General features: G+C 32.0%; 27 protein-coding genes. 8 read left to right on the top strand and 19 right to left on the bottom strand.

The features are described 5' to 3' along the window. The first annotated feature begins 222 nt into the window (after positions 1 to 222). Entirely contained in the window at positions 223 to 654 is a 432-nt protein-coding gene (locus AC1Q51_RS03085; protein WP_090976537.1) for a hypothetical protein, read from the top strand. Between the two features lie 78 nt (positions 655 to 732). Here the strand turns inward: AC1Q51_RS03085 and AC1Q51_RS03080 are convergent, their stop codons facing one another. After that, complete coding sequence (locus AC1Q51_RS03080; RefSeq protein ID WP_000591708.1) at positions 733 to 1,776, bottom strand: aspartate-semialdehyde dehydrogenase; 1,044 nt, start codon at positions 1,774 to 1,776, stop codon at positions 733 to 735. A 129-nt stretch (positions 1,777 to 1,905) separates the two neighbouring features. Here AC1Q51_RS03080 and AC1Q51_RS03075 point away from each other — a divergent pair, with 129 nt between their 5' ends. Continuing rightward, positions 1,906 to 2,772, top strand: a complete 867-nt coding sequence (locus tag AC1Q51_RS03075) for a LysR family transcriptional regulator (protein ID WP_492331362.1) — start codon at positions 1,906 to 1,908, stop codon at positions 2,770 to 2,772. Between the two features lie 70 nt (positions 2,773 to 2,842). Here the strand turns inward: AC1Q51_RS03075 and AC1Q51_RS03070 are convergent, their stop codons facing one another. The 3 genes from AC1Q51_RS03070 to AC1Q51_RS03060 all read right to left on the bottom strand — a co-directional run bounded on the left by AC1Q51_RS03070 (position 2,843) and on the right by AC1Q51_RS03060 (position 5,262). Next, positions 2,843 to 3,448, bottom strand: a complete 606-nt coding sequence (locus tag AC1Q51_RS03070; protein WP_492331361.1) for a PRK06770 family protein — start codon at positions 3,446 to 3,448, stop codon at positions 2,843 to 2,845. 258 nt (positions 3,449 to 3,706) lie between these two features. Then, complete coding sequence (locus AC1Q51_RS03065; protein ID WP_139213228.1) at positions 3,707 to 4,366, bottom strand: DEAD/DEAH box helicase family protein; 660 nt, start codon at positions 4,364 to 4,366, stop codon at positions 3,707 to 3,709. After that, a complete protein-coding gene (locus tag AC1Q51_RS03060) occupies positions 4,366 to 5,262 on the bottom strand; it encodes a CPBP family intramembrane glutamic endopeptidase (protein ID WP_492331360.1) in 897 nt (298 codons plus the stop codon). The genes AC1Q51_RS03065 and AC1Q51_RS03060 overlap by 1 nt, the downstream gene beginning before the upstream one ends. Positions 5,263 to 5,645: 383 nt before the next feature. Here AC1Q51_RS03060 and cspD point away from each other — a divergent pair, with 383 nt between their 5' ends. Next, entirely contained in the window at positions 5,646 to 5,849 is a 204-nt protein-coding gene (gene cspD, locus AC1Q51_RS03055) for a cold-shock protein CspD (RefSeq protein ID WP_000176366.1), read from the top strand. Positions 5,850 to 5,935: 86 nt separating this feature from the next. Next, the gene (locus tag AC1Q51_RS03050; RefSeq protein WP_000286203.1) at positions 5,936 to 6,121 is read left to right on the top strand and encodes a cold-shock protein; all 186 of its coding nucleotides are present in this window, start codon (positions 5,936 to 5,938) and stop codon (positions 6,119 to 6,121) included. Between the two features lie 43 nt (positions 6,122 to 6,164). Here the strand turns inward: AC1Q51_RS03050 and AC1Q51_RS03045 are convergent, their stop codons facing one another. Then, complete coding sequence (locus AC1Q51_RS03045) at positions 6,165 to 6,716, bottom strand: GNAT family N-acetyltransferase (protein WP_000885398.1); 552 nt, start codon at positions 6,714 to 6,716, stop codon at positions 6,165 to 6,167. A gap of 310 nt (positions 6,717 to 7,026) precedes the next feature. Between AC1Q51_RS03045 and AC1Q51_RS03040 the strand changes: the two genes are divergently transcribed. Next, positions 7,027 to 7,575, top strand: a complete 549-nt coding sequence (locus AC1Q51_RS03040) for a hypothetical protein (RefSeq protein WP_000275232.1) — start codon at positions 7,027 to 7,029, stop codon at positions 7,573 to 7,575. 55 nt (positions 7,576 to 7,630) lie between these two features. Here AC1Q51_RS03040 and AC1Q51_RS03035 read toward each other — a convergent pair whose 3' ends face one another. The 4 genes from AC1Q51_RS03035 to AC1Q51_RS03020 all read right to left on the bottom strand — a co-directional run bounded on the left by AC1Q51_RS03035 (position 7,631) and on the right by AC1Q51_RS03020 (position 11,211). After that, positions 7,631 to 9,022: a protoporphyrinogen oxidase gene (locus AC1Q51_RS03035; protein ID WP_061661081.1), complete on the bottom strand. Its 1,392-nt coding sequence runs from the start codon at positions 9,020 to 9,022 to the stop codon at positions 7,631 to 7,633. Between the two features lie 177 nt (positions 9,023 to 9,199). Further along, a complete protein-coding gene (locus AC1Q51_RS03030; protein ID WP_000417698.1) occupies positions 9,200 to 9,349 on the bottom strand; it encodes an aspartyl-phosphate phosphatase Spo0E family protein in 150 nt (49 codons plus the stop codon). Positions 9,350 to 9,518: 169 nt separating this feature from the next. Then, entirely contained in the window at positions 9,519 to 10,466 is a 948-nt protein-coding gene (locus AC1Q51_RS03025; RefSeq protein ID WP_098284431.1) for a hypothetical protein, read from the bottom strand. Between the two features lie 184 nt (positions 10,467 to 10,650). Then, entirely contained in the window at positions 10,651 to 11,211 is a 561-nt protein-coding gene (locus AC1Q51_RS03020; protein WP_000581029.1) for a helix-turn-helix domain-containing protein, read from the bottom strand. A gap of 170 nt (positions 11,212 to 11,381) precedes the next feature. Here AC1Q51_RS03020 and AC1Q51_RS03015 point away from each other — a divergent pair, with 170 nt between their 5' ends. Beyond that, entirely contained in the window at positions 11,382 to 12,269 is an 888-nt protein-coding gene (locus tag AC1Q51_RS03015) for a DMT family transporter (protein WP_000841797.1), read from the top strand. A gap of 25 nt (positions 12,270 to 12,294) precedes the next feature. On the opposite strand, the gene AC1Q51_RS03010 is transcribed toward AC1Q51_RS03015, so the two are convergent. The 4 genes from AC1Q51_RS03010 to catA form a co-directional block, all read right to left on the bottom strand. Further along, positions 12,295 to 12,804 (bottom strand): GNAT family N-acetyltransferase, encoded by a 510-nt coding sequence (locus AC1Q51_RS03010; protein ID WP_090976523.1) that lies wholly within the window; start codon positions 12,802 to 12,804, stop codon positions 12,295 to 12,297. 156 nt (positions 12,805 to 12,960) lie between these two features. Further along, complete coding sequence (locus tag AC1Q51_RS03005; protein WP_025118050.1) at positions 12,961 to 13,899, bottom strand: GNAT family N-acetyltransferase; 939 nt, start codon at positions 13,897 to 13,899, stop codon at positions 12,961 to 12,963. A 37-nt stretch (positions 13,900 to 13,936) separates the two neighbouring features. Next, a complete protein-coding gene (locus AC1Q51_RS03000; RefSeq protein WP_090976521.1) occupies positions 13,937 to 14,461 on the bottom strand; it encodes a GNAT family N-acetyltransferase in 525 nt (174 codons plus the stop codon). 339 nt (positions 14,462 to 14,800) lie between these two features. Continuing rightward, positions 14,801 to 15,451, bottom strand: a complete 651-nt coding sequence (gene catA, locus AC1Q51_RS02995) for a type A chloramphenicol O-acetyltransferase (RefSeq protein WP_000668543.1) — start codon at positions 15,449 to 15,451, stop codon at positions 14,801 to 14,803. A 200-nt stretch (positions 15,452 to 15,651) separates the two neighbouring features. On the opposite strand from catA, the gene AC1Q51_RS02990 reads away from it, so the two are divergent. Continuing rightward, positions 15,652 to 15,834 (top strand): DUF4021 domain-containing protein, encoded by a 183-nt coding sequence (locus tag AC1Q51_RS02990; RefSeq protein ID WP_053564536.1) that lies wholly within the window; start codon positions 15,652 to 15,654, stop codon positions 15,832 to 15,834. Positions 15,835 to 15,881: 47 nt separating this feature from the next. On the opposite strand, the gene AC1Q51_RS02985 is transcribed toward AC1Q51_RS02990, so the two are convergent. Continuing rightward, positions 15,882 to 18,113: an MMPL family transporter gene (locus tag AC1Q51_RS02985; protein ID WP_071730178.1), complete on the bottom strand. Its 2,232-nt coding sequence runs from the start codon at positions 18,111 to 18,113 to the stop codon at positions 15,882 to 15,884. Between the two features lie 121 nt (positions 18,114 to 18,234). On the opposite strand from AC1Q51_RS02985, the gene AC1Q51_RS02980 reads away from it, so the two are divergent. Beyond that, positions 18,235 to 18,858, top strand: a complete 624-nt coding sequence (locus tag AC1Q51_RS02980; RefSeq protein WP_000436024.1) for a TetR/AcrR family transcriptional regulator — start codon at positions 18,235 to 18,237, stop codon at positions 18,856 to 18,858. Between the two features lie 119 nt (positions 18,859 to 18,977). Here AC1Q51_RS02980 and AC1Q51_RS02975 read toward each other — a convergent pair whose 3' ends face one another. The 5 genes from AC1Q51_RS02975 to AC1Q51_RS02955 form a co-directional block, all read right to left on the bottom strand. Further along, complete coding sequence (locus AC1Q51_RS02975) at positions 18,978 to 19,631, bottom strand: MBL fold metallo-hydrolase (RefSeq protein WP_492331359.1); 654 nt, start codon at positions 19,629 to 19,631, stop codon at positions 18,978 to 18,980. Between the two features lie 117 nt (positions 19,632 to 19,748). Further along, entirely contained in the window at positions 19,749 to 20,156 is a 408-nt protein-coding gene (locus AC1Q51_RS02970) for a GNAT family N-acetyltransferase (RefSeq protein WP_044584445.1), read from the bottom strand. 610 nt (positions 20,157 to 20,766) lie between these two features. Further along, complete coding sequence (locus AC1Q51_RS02965) at positions 20,767 to 21,237, bottom strand: DMT family transporter (RefSeq protein WP_061667012.1); 471 nt, start codon at positions 21,235 to 21,237, stop codon at positions 20,767 to 20,769. 16 nt (positions 21,238 to 21,253) lie between these two features. Continuing rightward, positions 21,254 to 21,949, bottom strand: coding sequence for a Crp/Fnr family transcriptional regulator (locus AC1Q51_RS02960; protein ID WP_492331358.1), 696 nt, complete (start codon positions 21,947 to 21,949; stop codon positions 21,254 to 21,256). Positions 21,950 to 21,968: 19 nt separating this feature from the next. Then, entirely contained in the window at positions 21,969 to 22,394 is a 426-nt protein-coding gene (locus tag AC1Q51_RS02955; RefSeq protein ID WP_000676258.1) for a DMT family transporter, read from the bottom strand. Positions 22,395 to 22,533: the final 139 nt, after the last annotated feature.

Genomic DNA, 22,533 nt, shown 5'->3' with positions numbered 1-22,533 from the left:
TTTTTACTATCTTTCTTTAACACCATCCCATTTTAATATCTCCACTAATAATTATTTACTAGACAATTAAAGTTTTGTTAATATTGCTGTAATAGCTTTATTTCAAAATAAAGTAGTTTGGATATCAAATGAGCAAAATACTTTGTTAAACCCACTTATAAGCAATCATCTAATTCATGAAATCAAAAAACTTATTTATCAAAATAAAAGGAGAATTTATGTATGAGTAGTTGCAAACCAATTGATAAATTAACTATTGAGGACCTAAAACAAAACCCCATTTGGGAATGGGCAATAGATGAAGAGGAAAACGAAGAACATGACGAAACATGGGTAAAACCAGCGGCAACTACTAATTTTACAGAAGAATTAAACGGTTCAATCGTACTAGGCGAATTATTCTTACATAATGGTAAAAAATTCCCTATGATGTGTGAAATTGATATTGAAGGTGACGAGGCCGTAATTCGTTCTGTTGTTTATTATAAGGAAGCAAAAAATGAGTATATTGCTATAGAAGATATTGTGAAAACGGTCGAAATGCCGTTATCGATTATTATTAATCTTACAATTCATGCAGAATCCAAAACCTTACGCTTCACTGCACATAAAGTAGATATTTATAAAAATTCAATAACGACTAATTTTAATTAAAGTCGGCCGAAATAAAGAAAACAATTATGAAATACAAACTGGGGAGTCATTAACGATTCCCCAGTTTTTTAAACTATATTAAAGTATCCCCTTTTCCACTAAAGTCTCTGCGATTTGAACTGAATTCCAAGCCGCACCTTTTAATAGGTTATCGGAAACAATCCAGAGGTGGAATCCGTTTGGCGTATCAGGATCTTTACGTATTCTTCCGACAAATGTATCTATTTTCCCTTCTGCATATAATGGCATTGGATACAGCTGTTCACTAGGGTTATCCTGCAAAATAACACCTGGTGCATCCATTAGTATTCCCTTGATTTCCGCAACGCTTGCTTCTTTTTCCAGTTCTATATAAACCGATTCTGAATGCCCCGATACAACTGGAACACGTACACAAGTAGCTGCCATTTTCAAGTTTTCATCTTCTAATATTTTCTTCGTTTCTTGAATCATTTTGACTTCTTCAAAAGTAAAATCATTGTCTGTAAATATATCTACTTGAGGCAGTACATTAAATGCTATTGGATAATGTTTTTTATCTTTTTTCACCGGTAATATATCACTCTTCACTTCTTCACCTGCAAGTATAGACTTAGCCTGCTCTTGTAATTCATGAATCGCATGAATGCCAGAACCCGATACAGCTTGATATGTTGAAACGATAATTCTTTCTAAACCAAATGATTTTCGAATCGGCTGAAGTGCTGTTACCATCTGTAATGCTGAACAATTTGGAACTGCAATGATACCTTTATGCTGTTTTAAAGTGTGCGCATTCACTTCCGGAACAACGAGCGGTACACCTTGTGCCATTCGGTACTCACTTGTGTTATCAATTACAATCGCACCACTAGAAACTGCATGAGTTACAAATTGTCTAGATACTTCTCCCCCAGCGCTAAAAAAGGCAATATCTACACCTTCAAAGCTAGTTGTTTTTGCCTCTTGTATAATTATCTCTCGTCCTTTGAATCTTACTTTCTTACCAGCGGATCGTTTTGACGAAAGCAATGTAACTTCAACTATATTAAACTTCATTTCATTCTCTAACAGTTCAATAATTTTTTGCCCTACCGCACCTGTAGCCCCAACAACAGCTACATGATAGCCCTTTTTGATCATCTTTTCTCCTCCAATATCACCTGAATGAATATTTCTACAATTTCATTTTATACAGAATTTAATCATTTGGAAAATTAAAATACATGATATAATCATTCACAAATCATGATAATAAAAGAGGGATCGCTTATGGAAATGAGACATGTTAAAACATTTTGCGCCATTGTGAAGTATGGTAATTTTTCTAAAGCTGCGCACGCGCTAGGTTATGCGCAATCTACTGTTACAGCACATATGAAAGCTTTAGAGAACGATTTACATATTCCTCTTTTCGATCGGTTAGGGAAAAAAGTGCCACTTACAAAAGCAGGTCATCAATTTCATCCTTATGCATTAGAATTACTTTCAATATATGAAAAAGCGCAAGAAATCCCCCAAAATACAGATTATTTAGAAGGTACATTAAGTATTACATCTAATGAATCATTAGCGGTATACCGATTACCACAATTATTACGTACTTACAAACAGAAAAATCCGAAAGTAAATATCGTACTTGAAACAAACACAAATGAACAAGCATTACAAAAATTACGTGAAGGAGAAACAGACGTTGTCTTCATAATTGGAGAAAGTATAGAACATAATGATTTTATTACGCGTACTTTTAGTAATGAAACATTTGGATGGATTTTACCACCTTATTCCGCTGCACATACAAATCCATTCCAGTTATTACAGGAAACTCAGTTCATTTTTACAGAACAAAGTTGCGGCTATAGGACAATGGTAGATCGTTTTTTACGTCAAAGCGGAAATATTCCAGCTAAAACATTTGAAACTTCCAATGTTGAAGTCATTAAACAATCCGTCATGTGTGAGTTAGGCATTTCAATTCTTCCTTATATCGTTGTACAGGAAAGTTGTCAAAAAGAACAACTATGTTTTCAGCCTATCGAAACTCCATCCGTTATTCAAAGTCATGTAATCTATCATAAATCCAGATGGATTTCCCCGGTGTTACAGTCGTTTCTTTCCTTACTTGAACGAGATTAAGATATTAAGAAGTACATATAAAAAGAGTAATTGCCTAATAAGCAATTACTCTCTTACATTAATTAGTATATTATTTATTAGTCTGTCCGCCACCTGCAATTAATTTACTCCCTGAATATGTACCTTTGTTCATAAACACTTGATTAATTAATTCTTTTTGCTCAGCTTCCGACATTACTCCTTTTCCTTCTCCTAAATTCCCACTTTGTAATTTCCAAATCTTATTGTGATCCCCATCAACCTTTTCATATTTCCCTTGTTTCCATCGTTCTAAAATTTCTACATATGTACTTCCCTGTACAAGATCATTACTCTTTACAATATCAATTAAGCTTTCAATCCGCTCTTGTGTAATAAAAATATAACCCCACTTTTGATCAGCTTTCGCTTTTTGATGTGCCATTTCATGTAATGCTGTCTGTATGTTCTCATCTGTCCATTTAAAATTTTTATTAAAACCACTATTCGGCAATGAATAATTGCCATTTTCTAAAAGCTTTGCATCTTCTGCTTTTACGTTACTATCAGCTAGTACTTCTACTGCTGGAGCAGCTGGTGATGCCTTTTTCGCAGCTGGTTTACTATTATTTAAATAATGCAGCATACCATATGTTAAACCTACTCCGATTACCGCCATACCAGCTAGAATACCGATTATTTTAAATAGTATTTTCATCGCGCTTGTTTCCTCCCAAATATCTCTGTTCTGACTACCTAATTATTTTTTATATAAAAACTGTTACTTCATTTAAAATATCGCATCCCATCCCCTATCATATTATTTATATATACTTTCTCATATTGTATTTCTTTTTCTTTAAAATTGAAAGATTATTCTGTTAAATATTGAAAGTATTCTACAAATTTTTCCTTTATATTTATAAAAAAGCAAAAAAAACAACGAGCGCGTTCTACAACACTCGTTGTTTTTACTTTATGCACGATTTTCTTTTAACCACTTCGTAATAGCATCTAACCTCGAAACATCAAAACGTCTTTCTTCACACACGTTCAAATTTTTTGAGTTTCTCACTATTTCTAATTCATTATTTCTTACACTTTTCGCCTCAATTAATTTACAATACCCATCTGTAACAGTATTTAAATTTTCATAATAACGCTGAAACGATTTTGATATATGTAAATGTTTTTCAAAGTTTCTCCTTCTTTTCGTTTCATCATATACTTTCCGCTTTCTAAGTTCTTCATCGTTCGTATATAAATAAAAATATTGATCCGGAAAACCAATTTCCCTATTTAACATCTTTTCTTTATAAAAATTTTCTATTAAAGATAATGGCTGATTAAATATATCAAAATGAAAACACCAATTATAACTAAGTGGCTGAAATATATCACCATCGAGTATTACTAATTCATATTGCTCTGACTTCTGAACAGCTATATTCCAGCGCTCAACTTGTTTTTCAAAATACCATGTTCTATGTTCATTTTTTGGCCTTTCAAATAAAGAATTCACTTCAGGTATTATATAAGCACCATAATTCTTTTCTAATTCACGGCACGTGGTACTTTTACCAACAGCGCTTGCTCCCTCAAATGCTATTATCCCCATAGTTTCTCCCTCTTTCATTAACTAAAATTTCGTTGTTTCACTTTTCTTCCCCATAACTTTCTCCATAAAACAATTGAAGCAATAGCGAGCATGATTGTTGTAATGATACTACCTTCAATTCCAAACGTGCCTCCATGAAGGAATACGGGGCCATTTGTTGCAGGTTTAAATAACGGCGTTGAATATATGGTCATCCCGCTAACTGCAAAACCGTAGACGTTATATTGTGCCCAATTCCAAATGGAATGCCATGCGCAAATCCCCCACAGACTACTGTCTTTTAAAACGTAAAAAGCTGCAAATACACCAACTAATATTATATTCGATATTGAAAGAATTATAATACCTGGATTAAGTAAATGAAGAAAACCAAATAAGAAAGACGTCACAACAATCCCAACCCATATACGACTTCTAACAGAAAGAACCGGGAATAACCAACCTCGTACAATAATTTCTTCTGTTGCCCCTTGTATTAAAAATGCGACTAAAGAACCTACAATACCCAATATAGCGGTTACTGTAATTTTTTGTATTTGTAATGTTACAACTCCTGCTAATAGGAGTAAAATTACTGGTATTGAAATGAAAACAAATCCTATTAATGCACCTCTCAAATATTTTCTTATCCATTGATTCCCCCAAAAACCAATGGATGAAAATGATCTTTTCTCTACAAATCTAATCCATAAAAACACAAAAAATATTGCGCCGCCAAACGTTAATATCATCTCAATGTCGCTATAAATCGCCTTCATAAAAGTTGTTTCTGCTTTCGGTAAAATCAGCATAAACAACATAAATAATTCACCTAAAGTTAAAAATATAATCGCGAGTATGACAGCAAAAACAGGATGAAATTTTCTTCTTCCTTCTTTTGCTGCTTCAATTATTTTAAATTGTTTATTTTGCAATATTCTATCCTCCTAATTATGGTACTCATCAGCAATATTAAAATAATATTTAGCCTTTTATTTAAACTTATTTTTTCATATAAATGATTTTTGTTTGGAATAAATTCAAATTAGGAATAATATATAAATAAAAGAGATGCCTTTGTGCCTTTACTATTATCACCCAGATTAGTCAGTGGTATTACCAGCACTTGCTATTTCCCACCATTTGTTGTAAGATAGTAATTAAGGTCAATTTAACACTATATTTTCTTTGCATATTATCAAGTATCAATCAGGGACATTTTGTACTCCTTATGGGTTTTTGATAATATGTGAACTTTTATTTTCATTCAAATAAGGCCGATCATATTGTAATTTTTCTACTTTTAGGAGGCATTACCATGACATTAACAGGTAAAGTAAAATGGTTTAACAGCGAAAAAGGTTTCGGTTTCATCGAAGTTGCAGACGGTAACGACGTATTCGTTCACTTCTCAGCTATCACTGGCGACGGCTTCAAGTCTCTTGACGAAGGTCAAGAAGTTAGCTTCGAAGTTGAAGAAGGTAACCGCGGACCTCAAGCTAAAAACGTTGTAAAGCTATAATTCAAACAATAAAAAGGTTGTTACCAGCAAGGTTAACAACCTTTTTAATATATAACTAAAATTTTTTACATAAAAGGAGTGGTTACATGTATCGCAATCGAAAGAACGATGTAGCAGAAGTACCACCAGAACAAACCCCTGTTTGGGAATGTGAATCAGAGGATTGTTTAGGATGGATGAGAAAGAACTTTTCATTTGAAGAAGAGCCTAAATGCCCTTTATGTAAAAGTAGCATGAAAAGCGGAGAACGTTTATTACCTAAATTAGGTTAATTTATAATAAAAAAAACCTCTTTTAATTAAGAGGTTTTTTTTATTATAAATTTATGTCCTCAATATCAGTTCGCACTATAGAATACAATAATGCATCGTGTTGCTTATTTCCTTGATGAATATATCCGCGCAATAGACCTTCTTTTTGAAAGCCGATTTTAGATAACATTCTACAAGAAGTAACATTTTCAGGATATGTAATAGCTCCAATTCTAAACAAACCCAAATCTTTAAACCCATAATCAATAATTTCTCGAGCCGCTTCTGACGCATAACCATTTCCCCAATAACGAGGATGCAGGTCATATCCAATCTCAGATCGTTTACTCCATAATTGTAAATTGTTTAGTCCAATTGTTCCTATTAAAACGTTCGTTTCTTTTAACACAATTCCCCATCGTATTGCCTTTTTCTCAAAGTAATTTTTCGAAAAAGATTCGATCATACGTGAAGCTTGTCCAAACTCCGTAAAAGAATTCATACCGTAATAACACGTTACTTCATCCAATGAAAAGATTTCATATATTTTTTGACAATAAGATTGTTCTATTTCAACTAAACGTAAGCGTTCTGTTTCTAATATAGGAAATGCCATAGGATCACTCCTTTCTCTCTACTCATTCATTATATCAGAAAAAATATTTATAATTACTAAAGTCCTTATTGTTCCATAAATCAAACATTTCTAATGACGCATTCCCTCTTTATTCTATATACACGAATTGGATACCTTCTGATTACTACTCAAACATTACGCTATAATTTCCATAAATCGAATTTCAAATTATCAAGAACTGTAAAAAAATTGTTTCTTCATTTTCTCCTTCCAAACAACCACCCTACCCCATACATTTATGGTAAAATATAGTTAATATATTATTTTATTGTGGAGGTGTAAATTTCCTATGTATATATTCATCGGCTTATCCCTCTTACTCATATTACTTATTTTTTTATTCGCAAAAAAATTCACACCAAACTCTTTCATGATGACTAACTTTAAAGGCAATAGCTTTAAGACATTTTCAATCGGTATTTTAATCGCTGCCATACTCTCACTTTCATATGGAACTTATCATGCAGTAACATATCAACCTAGTTATTTAGATATTAAATTAAAAAATCAAAACTACACTGTTTTCGGTAATGTAGGCGAATTCGGTTATTTCTCCGAAGAATTATTAAAAAAAGATACAGAAGTTCAACTATATTTCGTCTCTTGGAAAAAAATGCAGTTAAAAAATCCGGTAATACTTATAGAATATCCTTCAGGAAAACAAGAAACATGGAAGCCAAATATCGTATTAATACCGATAAGTAAATTACAAGAAAAACATGATATAAAAGATATTTATCAACTATCACCGTATTCATTTAAAGAATCTGGAGAAATAACATTAACAATAAAAGAAAACAATGTAAAAAACAATAAAATTTCCATTCAAATAAAATAAATAAAAACTGTTCCTTCATTTTGCTGAAGGAACAGTTTTTATTTATTCTACAGTATTATTTATTTAATGTAGCCATTATTTCATTGGCAATATTCTTTCCATTTCCAATACACGCACCAATTCCAACACCGTAATATGAGGCACCAGCTAAATATACATTTGGATAAAGATTTGTCATTTTTTCTTGCAATGCTTGAACCGCTTGATTATGTTCTAAATGATATTTCGGCATTAAATCTTTCCAATTTGTAACTTCAACTACTTCTGGTTCACCTTTAATTCCGAGACTCTTTTCAATATCATATAAAGCTACTCGTACTAATTCTTCTTCACTGTAATCCTTGATTGTTTCATATACCGGATTGGTACTCTTATAAAACATTCTAACTAATAATTTTTGTTTACCCGATGTATGTTTCCACTTTCGACTTGTCCATGTACAAGCATCACAATGTAAATCACTGTTTTCCGTTACAATAAACCCCGTACCGTCAGCTGGTAGTTGTTCATCTAGTATGTCAAATCCTAAATAAATACTAATAAGAGATGAGTTTTTAAATGTATTAAACTGCTCATTTAACTCATTAGACTGTAATAAAGTTTGCGCTATATCATGTGGAGCTGCTAAAACAACATAATCTGCTTGTATTGTTTCATGATTTGCAAAAGAAATCTCATATCGATCTTCTTGTTTACTTACAGCCGTCGTTATAGCACCTTTTTTTACGACAGTTTCAGTCAGCACTTCTTCTAAGCGATTAATTATCGTAGATAGTCCACCTTTAAATGATACGAATTTTTTATTTCCTGCTGATTGAAATTGTTTTTTATTCTCTTCAAAACCTTTAATAATACTTCCATACTTATTTTTATAATCCAGTAAATACGGTAATGTAGATGCCATTGTAAGCTCATTCAATTTACCAGAATATACGCCTGAAAGCACAGGAGCAATTTGTCTTTCCACTAACTCTTTCCCTAAAAAGCTTTCTAAAAATAGAGCAAGTGATGTATCTTTCGTAAACTCTTTATTTTTCGTTATGAAATCTTTTAAAGCTACGATTTTCCCCTTCGTTGAGACTAGCGTACTGCTAAACAACGACCGGGCACTCATCGGTATCCCAAATATAGTATCAGAAGGAATTGGATGTAACATGTTTTCAGAATATATGTAAGAAATACCCGTTTCATTATATACCATTTCATTTTCTAAATTTAAATCTTTTACAAGTGGCATAACGTGTTCATTACGAGCAACGATTGAATCCGCCCCTGACTCCATAATGAAATCCTTTTCTTCCACACTATGGATTTTACCACCTAAATACTCTTCTTTCTCAATAAGAATTAAATTTAAATCGATATTATAATCCTTTTTTAATTTTTCTAAATAAAACATAGTAGAAAGTCCCGTTATACCTCCACCGATAACAACAACTGTTTTCATATGTGCTGCGCTCCTAACCGATACAATTAATAATTCCTTTTTATTATAACCAAAAGTCCTTATATTCGACTAGCAAGTTGCGCATTCTGTAAGAAATTAGACAATATATTTTAATATATTTTCAAATTACCTAATAAAAAAGAACTATAACATTTACAAACCCCGTCATAGTTCTCTTTATTTTAAAAACATAAAGTAATTGATTAATTTGTCTAGTTCTTGACTCAATGCCAATACTTTTTCATGTTGAATTCCATAATCCGATACTAAATATAAAAGTTCTTCTTTTTTTATTTCAATTACTTTTTCCAATTTCGCTAGTTCCATGTCGTTTTACATCTCTCCAAAAATAAAATGTATGTATTTCAGTATAGCCTACTTACATAATTAGTAAAAGTAAAATACGCATGTAAAATCTTACATATTTGAAAAAATAATATACTACTAACAAAAAAGAAACTAGATTAAACTTCCTTTTACAGATCATTAACGTTCATTAAGAATTAATAACATAACGGAATTTTTCTAATGTGATATCTTTATAATTTGGAGCTCTCTGTATATGATTAAAATAACTATATGAGAATTTAAATACATGACCAAAATCCCAATCGAATTCACTATAGTCTTTTATCCAAAATATATTTTCAGTTGGTAAAATATTTGCACGTTTAGATTGAATTAAAGGTAATCGATCTATAGGTGAGTGTAAAGTTATTTCCGTATTCAGCTTGAGCTTTTGGCTAGCTCTTAGTACGTATACTAGTTTTAACAGCGGACGTATCCCTCGTTGAAATATATCTATATGTCCTAAATCGTACATTATATTAATTGCGTGGGAGTATGTAAGCAAATGCCCAATTAAATCATGATGTGATTCCGCTCGATAAATACTATTAAATTTCGATAACTCATTTAAAATGAACTGAGATACTTGTGTTGGATTACTCAATTCACTTTGTATCTCATCTTCAAAACTTAATTGTTTTACTTCTTTCGTCGTATAACCAATCCACGATCTACCTGGAATTGTTTTTCGAAATGATAAAATAAGAGTAGTAATCCCTTCAATTGCTTGATTATCACCCCATTTTTGTAGCTCTTTCATAGCTAATAAACTCAATGACGCATAAATGACGTTATGCCCCACCCAATGAAGCTCATCAATCGTTTGTTCTAAAGATTTTATAATCATATTCTCCGCAATTTGAAAATTCATTTCTTTTTTATCATCAATCATCTCACCAATTTTTTTCTTGTTCAGCATCATCCTTGTTTGCGAATACATATTACGAGCTGTTTCTTCATCAATATTATTATCTTTCATAAAAAAATAACTAGCAATTGCAGCTGCTCCAAAATGCGCATGCCAAATATCATTTGTTTCTTTTTTACATTGAGAAATAATTGAAAGGCCGCCTTTTAAAATACTTTTGTTTTCCATTTTCTATCTCCCCTAATAAAGTGAAACTTTAATCAGTGGGGGTTTTGTTCATCCCCCCACTGATTATTAGTTGAACCAATCAGGCATTTACGGGCAGTTAATCCCCCACCTAACTTCTTTGCTTTCACTGAATTTCGAGGGAGGTCTTACTGCCTGTTAATGCGGGATAAAAATCACTATATTTTCATCCTAAAGATGGTGTCAGGACAAATAAAATGTGATTCGATTCATCACTTTTATTCAAAAATCGATGCTTCACATTCGGTGGAATACGTACAACATCGCCTTCTTCTAAAAAATATTCTTTTCCCTCCAATTCCACATACACTTCCCCTTTCATAATAACAGCAATCTCTTCCTTATCTTCATGGGAATAATGGCTTTCTGTTGTGTTTGCTTGTTTATTTAAATCCATCATTAGCATTTCAATACGTGCTTTCATAAAATCAGGTGTTAATACATCATATACAATGTGATCATTGTTTTCCCGATATACTTTTTTTCGATCTTTTTTCTTAGAAATGAGTGAATCTGTATCAATATCGTTAATAAAAAGTGTAAACAGCGGTACATTTAATGCTTTTGCAATTAATTCCAAAACATTTAAAGAAGGATTAGCATGTCCTCTTTCAATTTGGCTAATTAACGACGTACTAATCCCTGCATAATCAGCGAATTCACGAATTGTCATATTATTTTTCTTACGATAACTTAATACCGTTTGTCCAAGCCTATCATGTATCACAGTAAAACTTCCTTTCGTCCATCATAATGCATGTTTCGTTGTCTTTGTGCTGACATACTAAACAAAGGCAAATAACCCTTCCCTATTATCTCCGGGACTTATATACTTACTTTTGTACATTATATCGTATTAAGTTTATTATAATAAACATTCTATCGGAGGGACAAACTTTGAAATCACCTATTCTTTCATATTGCATCTTATTTTTTGGTGTATTCGCCTTATCAACTTCAGCTATTTTTGTAAAATTGGCAGATGCTCCTGCGACAATCATTGCTTTTTACCGATTATTCTTTGCCACACTAATTCTGTTACCGTTATTACTATTTAATAAAAATAGTCGAAATGAGCTAAAAACTTTAACGAAAAAACAATGGGCACTTGGATTCGTATCTGGGCTATTTTTAGCTGCACATTATGTACTATGGTTTGAATCATTACAATATACTTCTGTAGCAAGCTCTACAGTTATCGTAACGTTACAACCTTTGTTCTCAATGATTGGTGGTTATTTTTTATTTAAGGAGAGATTTACGAAAGGAGCAGTTATTGGTTGCCTCATCGCTATTTCAGGTAGTATCATCATTGGCTGGCAAGATTTCCAAATTAGTGGAGAAGCTTTATATGGAGATATTTTAGCACTTATCGCTGCCGGTATCATTACTGCTTATTTTTTCATTAGCCAACACGTTCGTAAAGATTTGTCACTTATACCATATTCGGTAATTAGTTATGGAAGTAGTGCTGGCTTTCTTGGCATATTTGCTTTCACTCAACAAGAATCTTTCATCCATTACTCTACACAAACTTGGTTGTGCTTTATTGGATTAGCTTTCATCGCTACAATTTTAGGACAAACCATTTTTAATTGGTTATTAAAATGGATAAGTGCTACTGTAATTTCAATGAGTATTTTAGGTGAAACAATTGGCACTTGTATACTAGCGTACTTTATATTACATGAGACCATTTCTTTACAACAAGGACTAGGAATTACCGTTATTTTTATTGGTTTAGTATTATTTTTAATACAGCCAAATTCTAATAAAAAAGCATGACAGTATACTGTCATGCTTTTAACTACTAATTATGTACAATTAAACCATCCGGTCTAAAACGACTCATCATAATTTCATTAATAAACTTTCCGTGAGCTTTCAAATTCCCTATCTTTACTCCCTCTTCTACAAATCCAAATTTTTCATATAAAGCTTTTCCTTTTGGATTCGTTTCTAACACACCTAGTTCTACTCTCTCTAACATTAACCAATTATCAGCCAAATCAAGCATCTTCGTAAGAAGTGCTTTCCCAATTCCTTTATTATGATATTCACTATCAACCCCAATGAATAAATCGCCTGAATGAGATCTTCGGCCCGGACTTTGTGTTAAACCTACAAATCCAACAATTTCTCCATCATATTCTGCAACAAATTCAAATTGATTTGGTGCTAAATTTCGAATTCTATTTTCCATAGCTTCTACACGCATGCTAGGTAAGAAAACCATATACGGTAAAACGTCATCCTGCATACATATACGATGAATTGCTCTAGCATCTTGTATTTCTACTGCTCTAACATTGATCTCCATCTTTCTCTCCTCCATATAAATAACAATATATTTGTGTGTATTCTAGAAACGTTCATGAATGACCTTCTCGTCCGTATTTCTTTATGTCATTTTTACATAATTATTTCGATATAATACTTAATTTCCAAAAAGATTATAATAACTATATCTATATGGTTAACTTTTCACTTTATTATATAAATTAAGCAAATTTTCGATCAGAATACCATTTAGTTTCATGCCGACTATATCACAATTTTCTATTTCAATATTTTTCAGATTACTATTACTTATGGTGCTACCTTCCAAATCACATTTATCGAATAAAATAGGTTCCTTCTCATCTCCGAGACTTGTATTTTTAAATTGCACTCCACCTAAAGTCACCAAATTAAATTTACTACCAGAAAGATTTAAATCTGCATATGATGACCATCTAAAATTTATATTTCTAAACTTTGATTGACTTACATTACAATTACTCATATTCGTATTCATTATATTGCTACCAACAAATGAACTGTTTTTTAAATTCACTTGATAATACTCTGTATTTGCTAAATTACAGTTTTCGTATTGACTATTTTTCATATCTTTATTTGTAACTACACTCTCTTTATTTGAGCTTGTTTTTATTCTTTTCACGTAACAATACTCATCTTCCGATTCAAAAATCATTTGGTAGCCCATCTTTTTATAAAAGTGATGATTATTAATTTGTCTACTAGATGTTTCGAGATCCCAAATCTTTATGTTTGGATATTCCTTTTCTATTAATTTCATAACATGTGATCCAATGCCTTTTCCTTGATAAACAGGATTTACAAAAATACGATCAATTCGACCGTACGACTTACCAGAAATCGTAACTATTATCCCTCCGATTATTTCTTTATCCATTACAACTTTGAAAGAATCCAATTCTTCAATGGAATATTCCATCATTTCAACTGAAGAATATCCTGGCGGTTGAATGTTATAATCAATGACATCATCTTGGCCGTATAGCCATTGTTTTGCTTCTGCATCAAATGTTCTTTTCATTATTTCTGTTAATTTCTCAGCATCTAAAATTGTAGCTTTTTCTATAGATATCATTGTTGTTTTCCCCTTCATTATTACAAACCAATAATTTTTGTGAATGCCATAATTATCAATTCACTTTTGTTTTTAATGCTTTTCCCATTATTACATATGGAACATCATTTTTACTTGGATGAAATGGCTCCAATACATTTATCCAATCTAATCTTTCATATAACGAACGTGCTTTTTCATTGTTTATTTGTGTTGTTAAAACACTCGTTCTATTTGAAACTCCTTCTAGTAATTTATTATGTAATTTCGTTCCAAGACCTTTATTTTGATATTGTGGGTGAACTGCTAACTCTACAAATTCAAAACAATCTTGCAACCATTCGTCTACTTGCTCTAGATGTAACGCTTCTCTCATTAATTGATTATAGTACTGTCCCTCCATTGAGCGATAACCATAAGTAAAACCAACTACTTCATTTTCATCATTTATTGCTACTATACCTTTAAAACCTGTATATTCTATATGCCTATTCATTCGCTTGATCATTTCATTGAAATTTGTTTTCTCAAATACTTTACAATACAAATTTGCCATATTCCCAATTAGGATCTCCTCTTTTACAATGCTTACAAATTTCACTTTACTCCCCCCTATTAAAACATTTATATCCTTTTTAAAAACTAAGAAAATTAACACTAATCACTCTCTTTACTATTAAACTACAAATCACCCTATATTTTCCACAGTTACTTAGTATTAATGAATAATAAAAAGAGACCATGTAATATAAACATGTTCTCTTCTTTTATTCATTTTTAATTTTATCCCGCTATTTGCCTGGCAGTAAGACCCCCACCTCAAAATTCAGCGAAAGCAAAGAAGTTAGGTGGGGGATCAATTGCCCGTAAAATCCCGATTGGTGAGGGCTGAACCCCCCCACTGATTAAAGTTTCACTTTATATAATTAAAAATTAGATATTACTTAAGCCACTCGTTGCAAGTATTACTTAACTGCTGTAAATCTTCTATAAATTTACTCGCATCATATCCATCACAAACCGAATGATGTACTTGCAATGAAACTGGTAGCATAACCTTGTTTCCTTCGTTAAAATATTTCCCACAAGTTATAATTGGCAATAGAAAATTTTCATCATTATTAATATTAAGATTAAATCCAGTAAAACTAGTCCAAGGTATGCTAGAAATCGGAAATACATTAGGCGGAATATTTTCTTTCGTGAAAAGACCATGAACACTAGCATAGTATCTCATATCATCTTCATACTTTTTATAGAAAGTGCGGAAATCACTTGAATAATCCGTCCATATACTTGAAAAAGACTTATCATCTTTATGAAAGATTGTATAACTCGGTATCATTTCCTCCCAATAGCCTAAAACTCCTTCATCGTTAAAACATGTTCGAAATTTTTTATGATTATTTACTACTCTAGAAATTAAATATATAAAAACGGGATAAAATTTTATTCCCTTTTGATATACTTCCTCTAATAACATCGTGATATCAACATTCACAGTCATACTAAATGTACATTTCAACTTTAAATAATGCTCAAAATACCGCTCTCTATTCCAATCTTCTCTATCAATTACATGAAACTTCATTCTAATAGCCTCCTAAAATTTTCTTTTTATTTTAGAAGGCTAATTCCCTTGCTCTCACCATACTTGTTCACTCCTAACAGTTTACAATTCACCCTAATTATTCATTTAATTATATAACATATGTAAGAATCAATTCACATATTTCTGGAAATCCATCCACATACTATAGATAAATCAAATGAAATTTGGAGGATACATACATGAATAACAAAAATATGAATAAAAAAGAACATGTTACTGAAAACACTACATCTATTCAAAATAATAATACTGCAAATCTTACTATCGAAGAACAAGCAATGAACGGCTTATATGGAATGCCCGAAACAACAATTGAAGATGCTGATCACGCTGCAGCTGATGATTTGACTTCAAAAAATTAATTAACTACATTGAAAAAAGCCAAGGAAAATATCCTTGGCTTTTTTAACTATGCATCCACCTTTTGTATTTCTTCACTCTTTCTTGAAAGTTTACCTGGCCAAAAAGCAAATCGGCCTAAAACTACTGTAATCGCGGGTACAAGTAACGGTCTTACGATAAACGTATCTAGTAATACGCCAATTGCAGTTACAATACCAAATTGAACTAATACTTGAATTGGAAGTGTACCTAACACTGCAAAAGTTCCTGCTAAAATTAAACCAGCCGATGTAATAACACTACCTGTTTGTATTACACCATTTTTTACTGCATCCAAGTGATTTTGTGTCTTTCTGTTTTTCCATATTTCTGAAACCATAAAGATATTATAATCTTCACCTAAAGCAACTAAAAATACGAATGCGTACAACGGTATCGCACCTTGAATGGCCGGCGCACCCATACCGTAATGAAGTAATATCCATCCTGCTCCTAACGCTGAGAAGAATGATAAAACGACAGTTACAATTAAATAAATCATCGCAACAACCGATCGTAAGTAGACAAGTAATAGTAAAGCGATAATGCTAATCATTACTGGAATAATTACTGATTCATCACGTTCCGTAATTTGCTTTGTATCATATAATGAAGCTGTTTCCCCACCAATCCATAATTGATCTTTAGCATTACTAATCCCAGCATCTTTTAATACTTTTTCTATACTACTTTTCAATTTAGGAATTTGATCTAACGCTTCAATTGAGTATGGATTTTCCGCTAAAGAAACTTCATACATTTGTATTTGCTTATTTTCTTTTCCCTCTTTTGGCTCTTTCACTGTATTTACGAAAGAAAATTTCTCTAGTTCTTGTTTAATAGGAAGCTCTTTGCCTTTCGTATCAACAACAACTTTTATTGGTGCTAGTTCACCAGCTGAGAAATGATCACTAATTAACGTAAACCCTTCACGAGAAGGCATATCCTTTGGAAACGACTCTAATAAGTCATATGTGTATTGAATACGTGGTACGAATGAAGCCAATCCGCCTAATACAAATACAGTTAGCATAATTATTGTCCACGGTCTTCGTACTACAATATCTCCAAGTTTTTTACTAAAGGAGCCTTTTGATTTTTCAACTTTTACAGCCCTCTTTTTCTTTCTTGCAAACTCCTCATTCATTGAAGTTGTTCTCGGTATAAACGGGAAAAATGCAATCCTACCGAATATTAATAATAGTGCTGGTAAAATCGTTAAAGCAGCGATTCCCATTATAAATACAGCAACACTAAATGGTACTGCAAATCGATGAAAGGCTCCATAATGAGCAAGTAGTAATGTTCCTAATCCAAGTACAACAGTTAATGCACTCATTATAATTGCACCGCCAGAAGCTTTAATCGCAAGTTGTAATGCTTTATATTTACTTTCTTCTTCTAACAAGTACTCTCTATATCTCGAAATTAAAAATAGACAATAGTCCGTTCCAGCGCCAAACAATAATACTGTCATAATTGATATCGCTTGGGCATCTACTTTAATCCATCCGTGATCAGCTAAAAAACCGAGTGTAGGACTAATAATACCGTATGCAAAGCCAACAACAAGTATAGGTAAAATCGCTAAAATTGGTGAACGATACAGTAAAATTAACAAAACTAACACTAGTAGTACAGTAGCCACTAACAATTTCACATCTGCTTGACTAAATAAACTAACTGCATCCGTTTGAATACCTACAGGTCCTGATAATCGAACATGTAAACCAGATTCACTTATTTTTTGTTTAAATGGATCTTCATCCACCTTACTATTCACTATTTTTCTAAACTCTTCAAGATTTCCTTTTAATATATCTGTACCAGCAGATTTATTAAAAAATACCGGTGTAACAAATGATGTACCATCTTTTGATGCACTTTTTGATAATACTTGCTCTGGGATTGTATCAAATGGTGGTAACGTTGATTGTTCTTTTAAAGGACTAGCTTTTAACTCCTTATAAACATCTTGTATGAGTTTATAATCCTGTGACTGTAATCCACCATCTCTATACCATACTACTAACAACGGATTCCCTGCATTATTCGGAAACTCTTTTTTCATAAGCGCTTCCGCTTGCTGTGACATAGCTGTTTCAGGTAAATTTTTCGGATTCGGTTCTTTCGTACTGTTTACTTGTGGTAACGTAAATGAAAGTAATAATGTAATAAGAATCCACACCGATAAAGTGATCCACTGCGTATTTCTCCCTGCTACAAGCCTCCCTAACATATGTAACGGGTGCTTTTTCATAAAAACCCACCTTCCTTTTTTTCTCCATTATTAATTATATATACTGGTCGGTTAATTAATCAAGAATGATTGAAAATTATGTTATAATTATCTCAATCATAAATGTCAGGAGCGAATGTATTTGGAACAAAAACAACGTCCTCTCGGAAGGCCGCGTCAAAATAAAAATACAAAATCTACAAAAGAAACCATTTTAGAAGTAGCAACCCGCTTATTTCTTACACAAAATTATCAAGTCGTTTCTATGGATGAGGTCGCAAAAGTTTGTGGTGTTACGAAAGCAACTGTCTACTATTACTATTCAACAAAAGCCGATTTATTTACCGCTACTATGATCGAAATGATGGTACGTATACGTGAGAATATGTCTCAAATACTCTCTACAAACAAAACGTTAGAAGAAAGATTATTAGACTTCGCTAAAGTTTACTTACACGCAACGATGGATATTGATATGAAAAATTTTATGAAAGATGCAAAACTGTCGTTATCTGAAGAACAATTGAAAGAATTAAAAAATGCTGAAGATAATATGTATGAAGTACTAGAAAAAGCACTCGATAATGCGATGCACATCGGAGAAATCCCGAAAGGAAACGCTAAATTTGCGGCTCATGCTTTCGTATCTTTATTATCAATTGGGAATTTTAAAGATGAAAATCACAATCCTATTCTTGCAAATATAGATGAATTATCACAAGAAATCGTTTCTTTTTATTGGAGCGGATTAGGTCATACATATTAAACTGATTTGCTTTAATAAAAGAGCATGTTTGAATTTTTTCAAACATGCTCTTTTATCATTTAAGTGTCTTATTTATATACCTTTAGCATCCATTATTAAAAAATTATTATCTTTACCTTTTACAAATTTTGAAGTTGAATCTTTATATTCCGCTTACTAAATCCCCCATGGTAACAAACTACAGATTCAATATGTAAATTTAAATACTTCTTCAAAGACTGCCGTGCTTCCATAATATTTAAAGTTGTTGGGGCATGAATTCCTCCTAACACTCCATTCACACTATACATCGAGTCTCCAGCGACAAGAATTTTACTTTGTTTCAAATATAAACTAATATGACCCGGAGTATGCCCTGGAGTATGAAGAATTAGTATTCCACCGCAATATGGAAGTTCTTGCCCGTCAATCACAGTATCACTCACTTTTCCTTTTGGTCGGTTCTCTATATTTCCGTCCTTCAATAAAGGTAAATCCCCCTCGATATATGGCTTATCTAGTTCGTGCGCATAAACTTTAATATTACTTCGACAGCGCTGCAACAATTCCGGAAGACTACCTATATGATCAATATCCTGATGCGTCAAAATCACGACTTTTAACTTATCAAATGATACCCCAACCTTTTCCATCTCTACTTGTATATCTTCAATTTGTCCTGGGAAACCCGTATCTATTAATACTGCCATTTCATCATCCCATAAAAGAATTGGATGAATAACAAATTCTTGAAATTCAAGTTGTAACATTTCTATCCCTTTAGCGATCTCCATACAGCCATTCTCCTTTATATTAAAGTTTAAAAATATGTACGAGTAAACTGAAAATATAAAGTGAAACTTTACTCAGTGGGGGTTTTACTGCCCGGCAAATAGCGTGATAAAGCTCCTCTATCTTATAATATGTTTTGTCATACCAATAGAGAATGCCTCAAACCCTATAGATTCATAGTAAGATTGCAATTTTTCTACACACATAAGTTGTGGAATAACCTTGTTTTGTTCACAGTGCTGGATTAATCGTTCCACTATTTCTTTTCCGATGCCACTAGACTGATATTTTGGCAATACACCAACTCCACAAATAATGCCTGTTATGACTCCATCTGATATGACACGCCCCATCCCTACTAACCTCTTATCATCAAAAACATAAATTGCATACCAACTTTGCTTACACATTCGTTCTAACTCGTTAACCGTTAATTTAAGAGAATTCCATCCTAAAGATTCGTATAAGGATAATAATCCATTAAAATCTGTAGGATGTTCACTTGTGTAGCGTATACTATTTTCCATGTAAATACTCCCTATTCTCTGGCTTGTTTATATTTCATAAAATTCCCTTTACACAAATCTGATTGATGTAAAAATAACTAGAACAAACTTCAATAAGAAAGATAGAATTCCTTCTCAATATAAAGTAAAAAGAAGTTATCTCACTTAAGATAACTTCTTTTATATAAGACTCTCATTATATTATCAACCAAAAAATATACAACTGCATACGATTAGCACAAACAAAACTAATAAACCATTTGAGAAATAACCCATAGAATACTACCCCTTTATTTCATTATGTAAAAGATTTTATCATAAAATTATTTACAACATAATAACCGAAAAAGACATTGTATTCATTAGTTATATATGTTAAGTAATATTTTATTTTCGGGTATATTCTGCTTAACTTAAACCACTTCCCATTCCCTTATACTTAAGTTCTGGTAACTTCAGAACAATACATAAAGAAGACCTCAACTTATTGACGTCTTCTTTTCAACTACACTAATAGCTAATTCACGTTTTTTTTCGAATATATATAGACCCTTCACTAACAGAGACATATATGAAATGTATTCCCACTACATAAACATCTATAATCTGATTATCAACATCCTTATAACCTTTAAATCTCATCCTCGGTTATTCTAATAGCTCTCTTGTTCGAAAAGATATTTTTAAAAATTCCTACTCCCACAATTAATAAACCTATACCAACTAATTTATTTATTTGTAATGGAATGCTCTCCATTCCAAATAATCCAAATGTATCAATACATAACGCAACGACCAATTGAGTAATAAGACTAATTAGCACCGTATATGCTGGACCTAAACTCTTTATTGCACCCATTATACAAATAATTAACCCGATGCCAAACAGTCCACTTACATAAAACAAATAATTTGCAGTATACACTTTAATGCTAATACTGTTTTCTGTAATGATATAAAATAGAATAGAACTAATGAGACCTATTCCAAGGACACATGTAGTCGTTAACCACTGTCCTACATTTTCATTTACTTTTGCATTAAAAACAGATTGTAAGCTAATTAATATTCCTGCTAATATAGCTAAACTAAATCCAATCAAAATCTTCCTCTCCCTTTCATTGCTCATATATATTATCTTTAGCGACTTCCTTCATTCTAGAAAAATCTTTAATGACAATAACTCCATTACTTTTTTCAATTAATTTTTCATTATAAAATCTTTGTAATACCCGAATTACGTGCCTATAACTTACCCCTATAAAGCCTGCAATACTCGTTACCGATGTCGTATCCAAATCCCCTTTGTACATATTTCCGTTACTATCTGTTGAAATTGAAAGTAAATAACTAGCTACACGTACTTCTACAGGATAAAGTAAATTAAGAGCAGTAAAACGAGTCGATATTTTTAACGTGTTCGCAATGTTTTCAAGTAAGAATTTCATAAATATAGGATCATGTAATAACTTGTTTCTAATAACCGTATTAGAAATGGAAATCGCTACAACATCTGAACAAGCTTCAACGACATTATGTGCTTTGCTATTTTGAATTAATTCAATATCACCAACAATTGCGAATGGATTAATAAAGCGAAGGATTAGTTTCTTCCCTTCAGGTGTAATCGTATCAACTTTTACTTTACCTTTAACAACAAAATATAAACGATTCATTTCGTCATCTATATTGCAAATAAGCTCGCCTTTTTCAAAATGATTTAATTGAAAATATGCTGTATCTATTTCGGAAAAAAACTCGAGCATTTTATTGATTTTCAAATAATGCGTAATTAAACTTGATCTATTCTCCATATTCATTTCCTCCTTTCATTTACATATTAAATACAACAATACCTATAATCATTACTATTGTTCCCACAATATGATATCTCTCCATCTGTATCTTTTTTATATGAAACAGTCCTTTCATTTCAATAACTGTTGCCGTTAACAATTGAGCAACCATTAGTGTGCCAGCTGTCAATGTAACTCCTAGTGAATATATCGCCATAGTTTCTGCACAAATAATGAATCCACCAAATGCACCCGCTACTAAATATATTTTTTTTACACTCTTTAAATCCGTTACTTTCTCTTCTTTCTTTAACAAAAATACAGTTGTTGCAATAATGAATCCAATTAAATGGGTTATAATACTCGTCGACCATATACCGATATGTGAACTAAGTTTCGCATTAAAGGTTCCTTGAAGTGTTATAAATATCCCCGCAAAAACAGCAAATAGAATACCTTTCAAAAAATCATCTCCTCATCCTTTATTTCTGACTTAATTAAAAACCATCATCCTATAATGGCAAAAGGACAAATGTCACATCACTATGAAAATAACTTGGAATGAAAAAAAACACACCTCAAAAATACGAGATGTGTTTTAT

Source organism: Bacillus sp. MT94 (assembly GCF_058792475.1).
The sequence above is the reverse complement of the archived record's forward strand: the minus strand, read 5'-3'. Positions and strand labels throughout refer to the sequence as shown.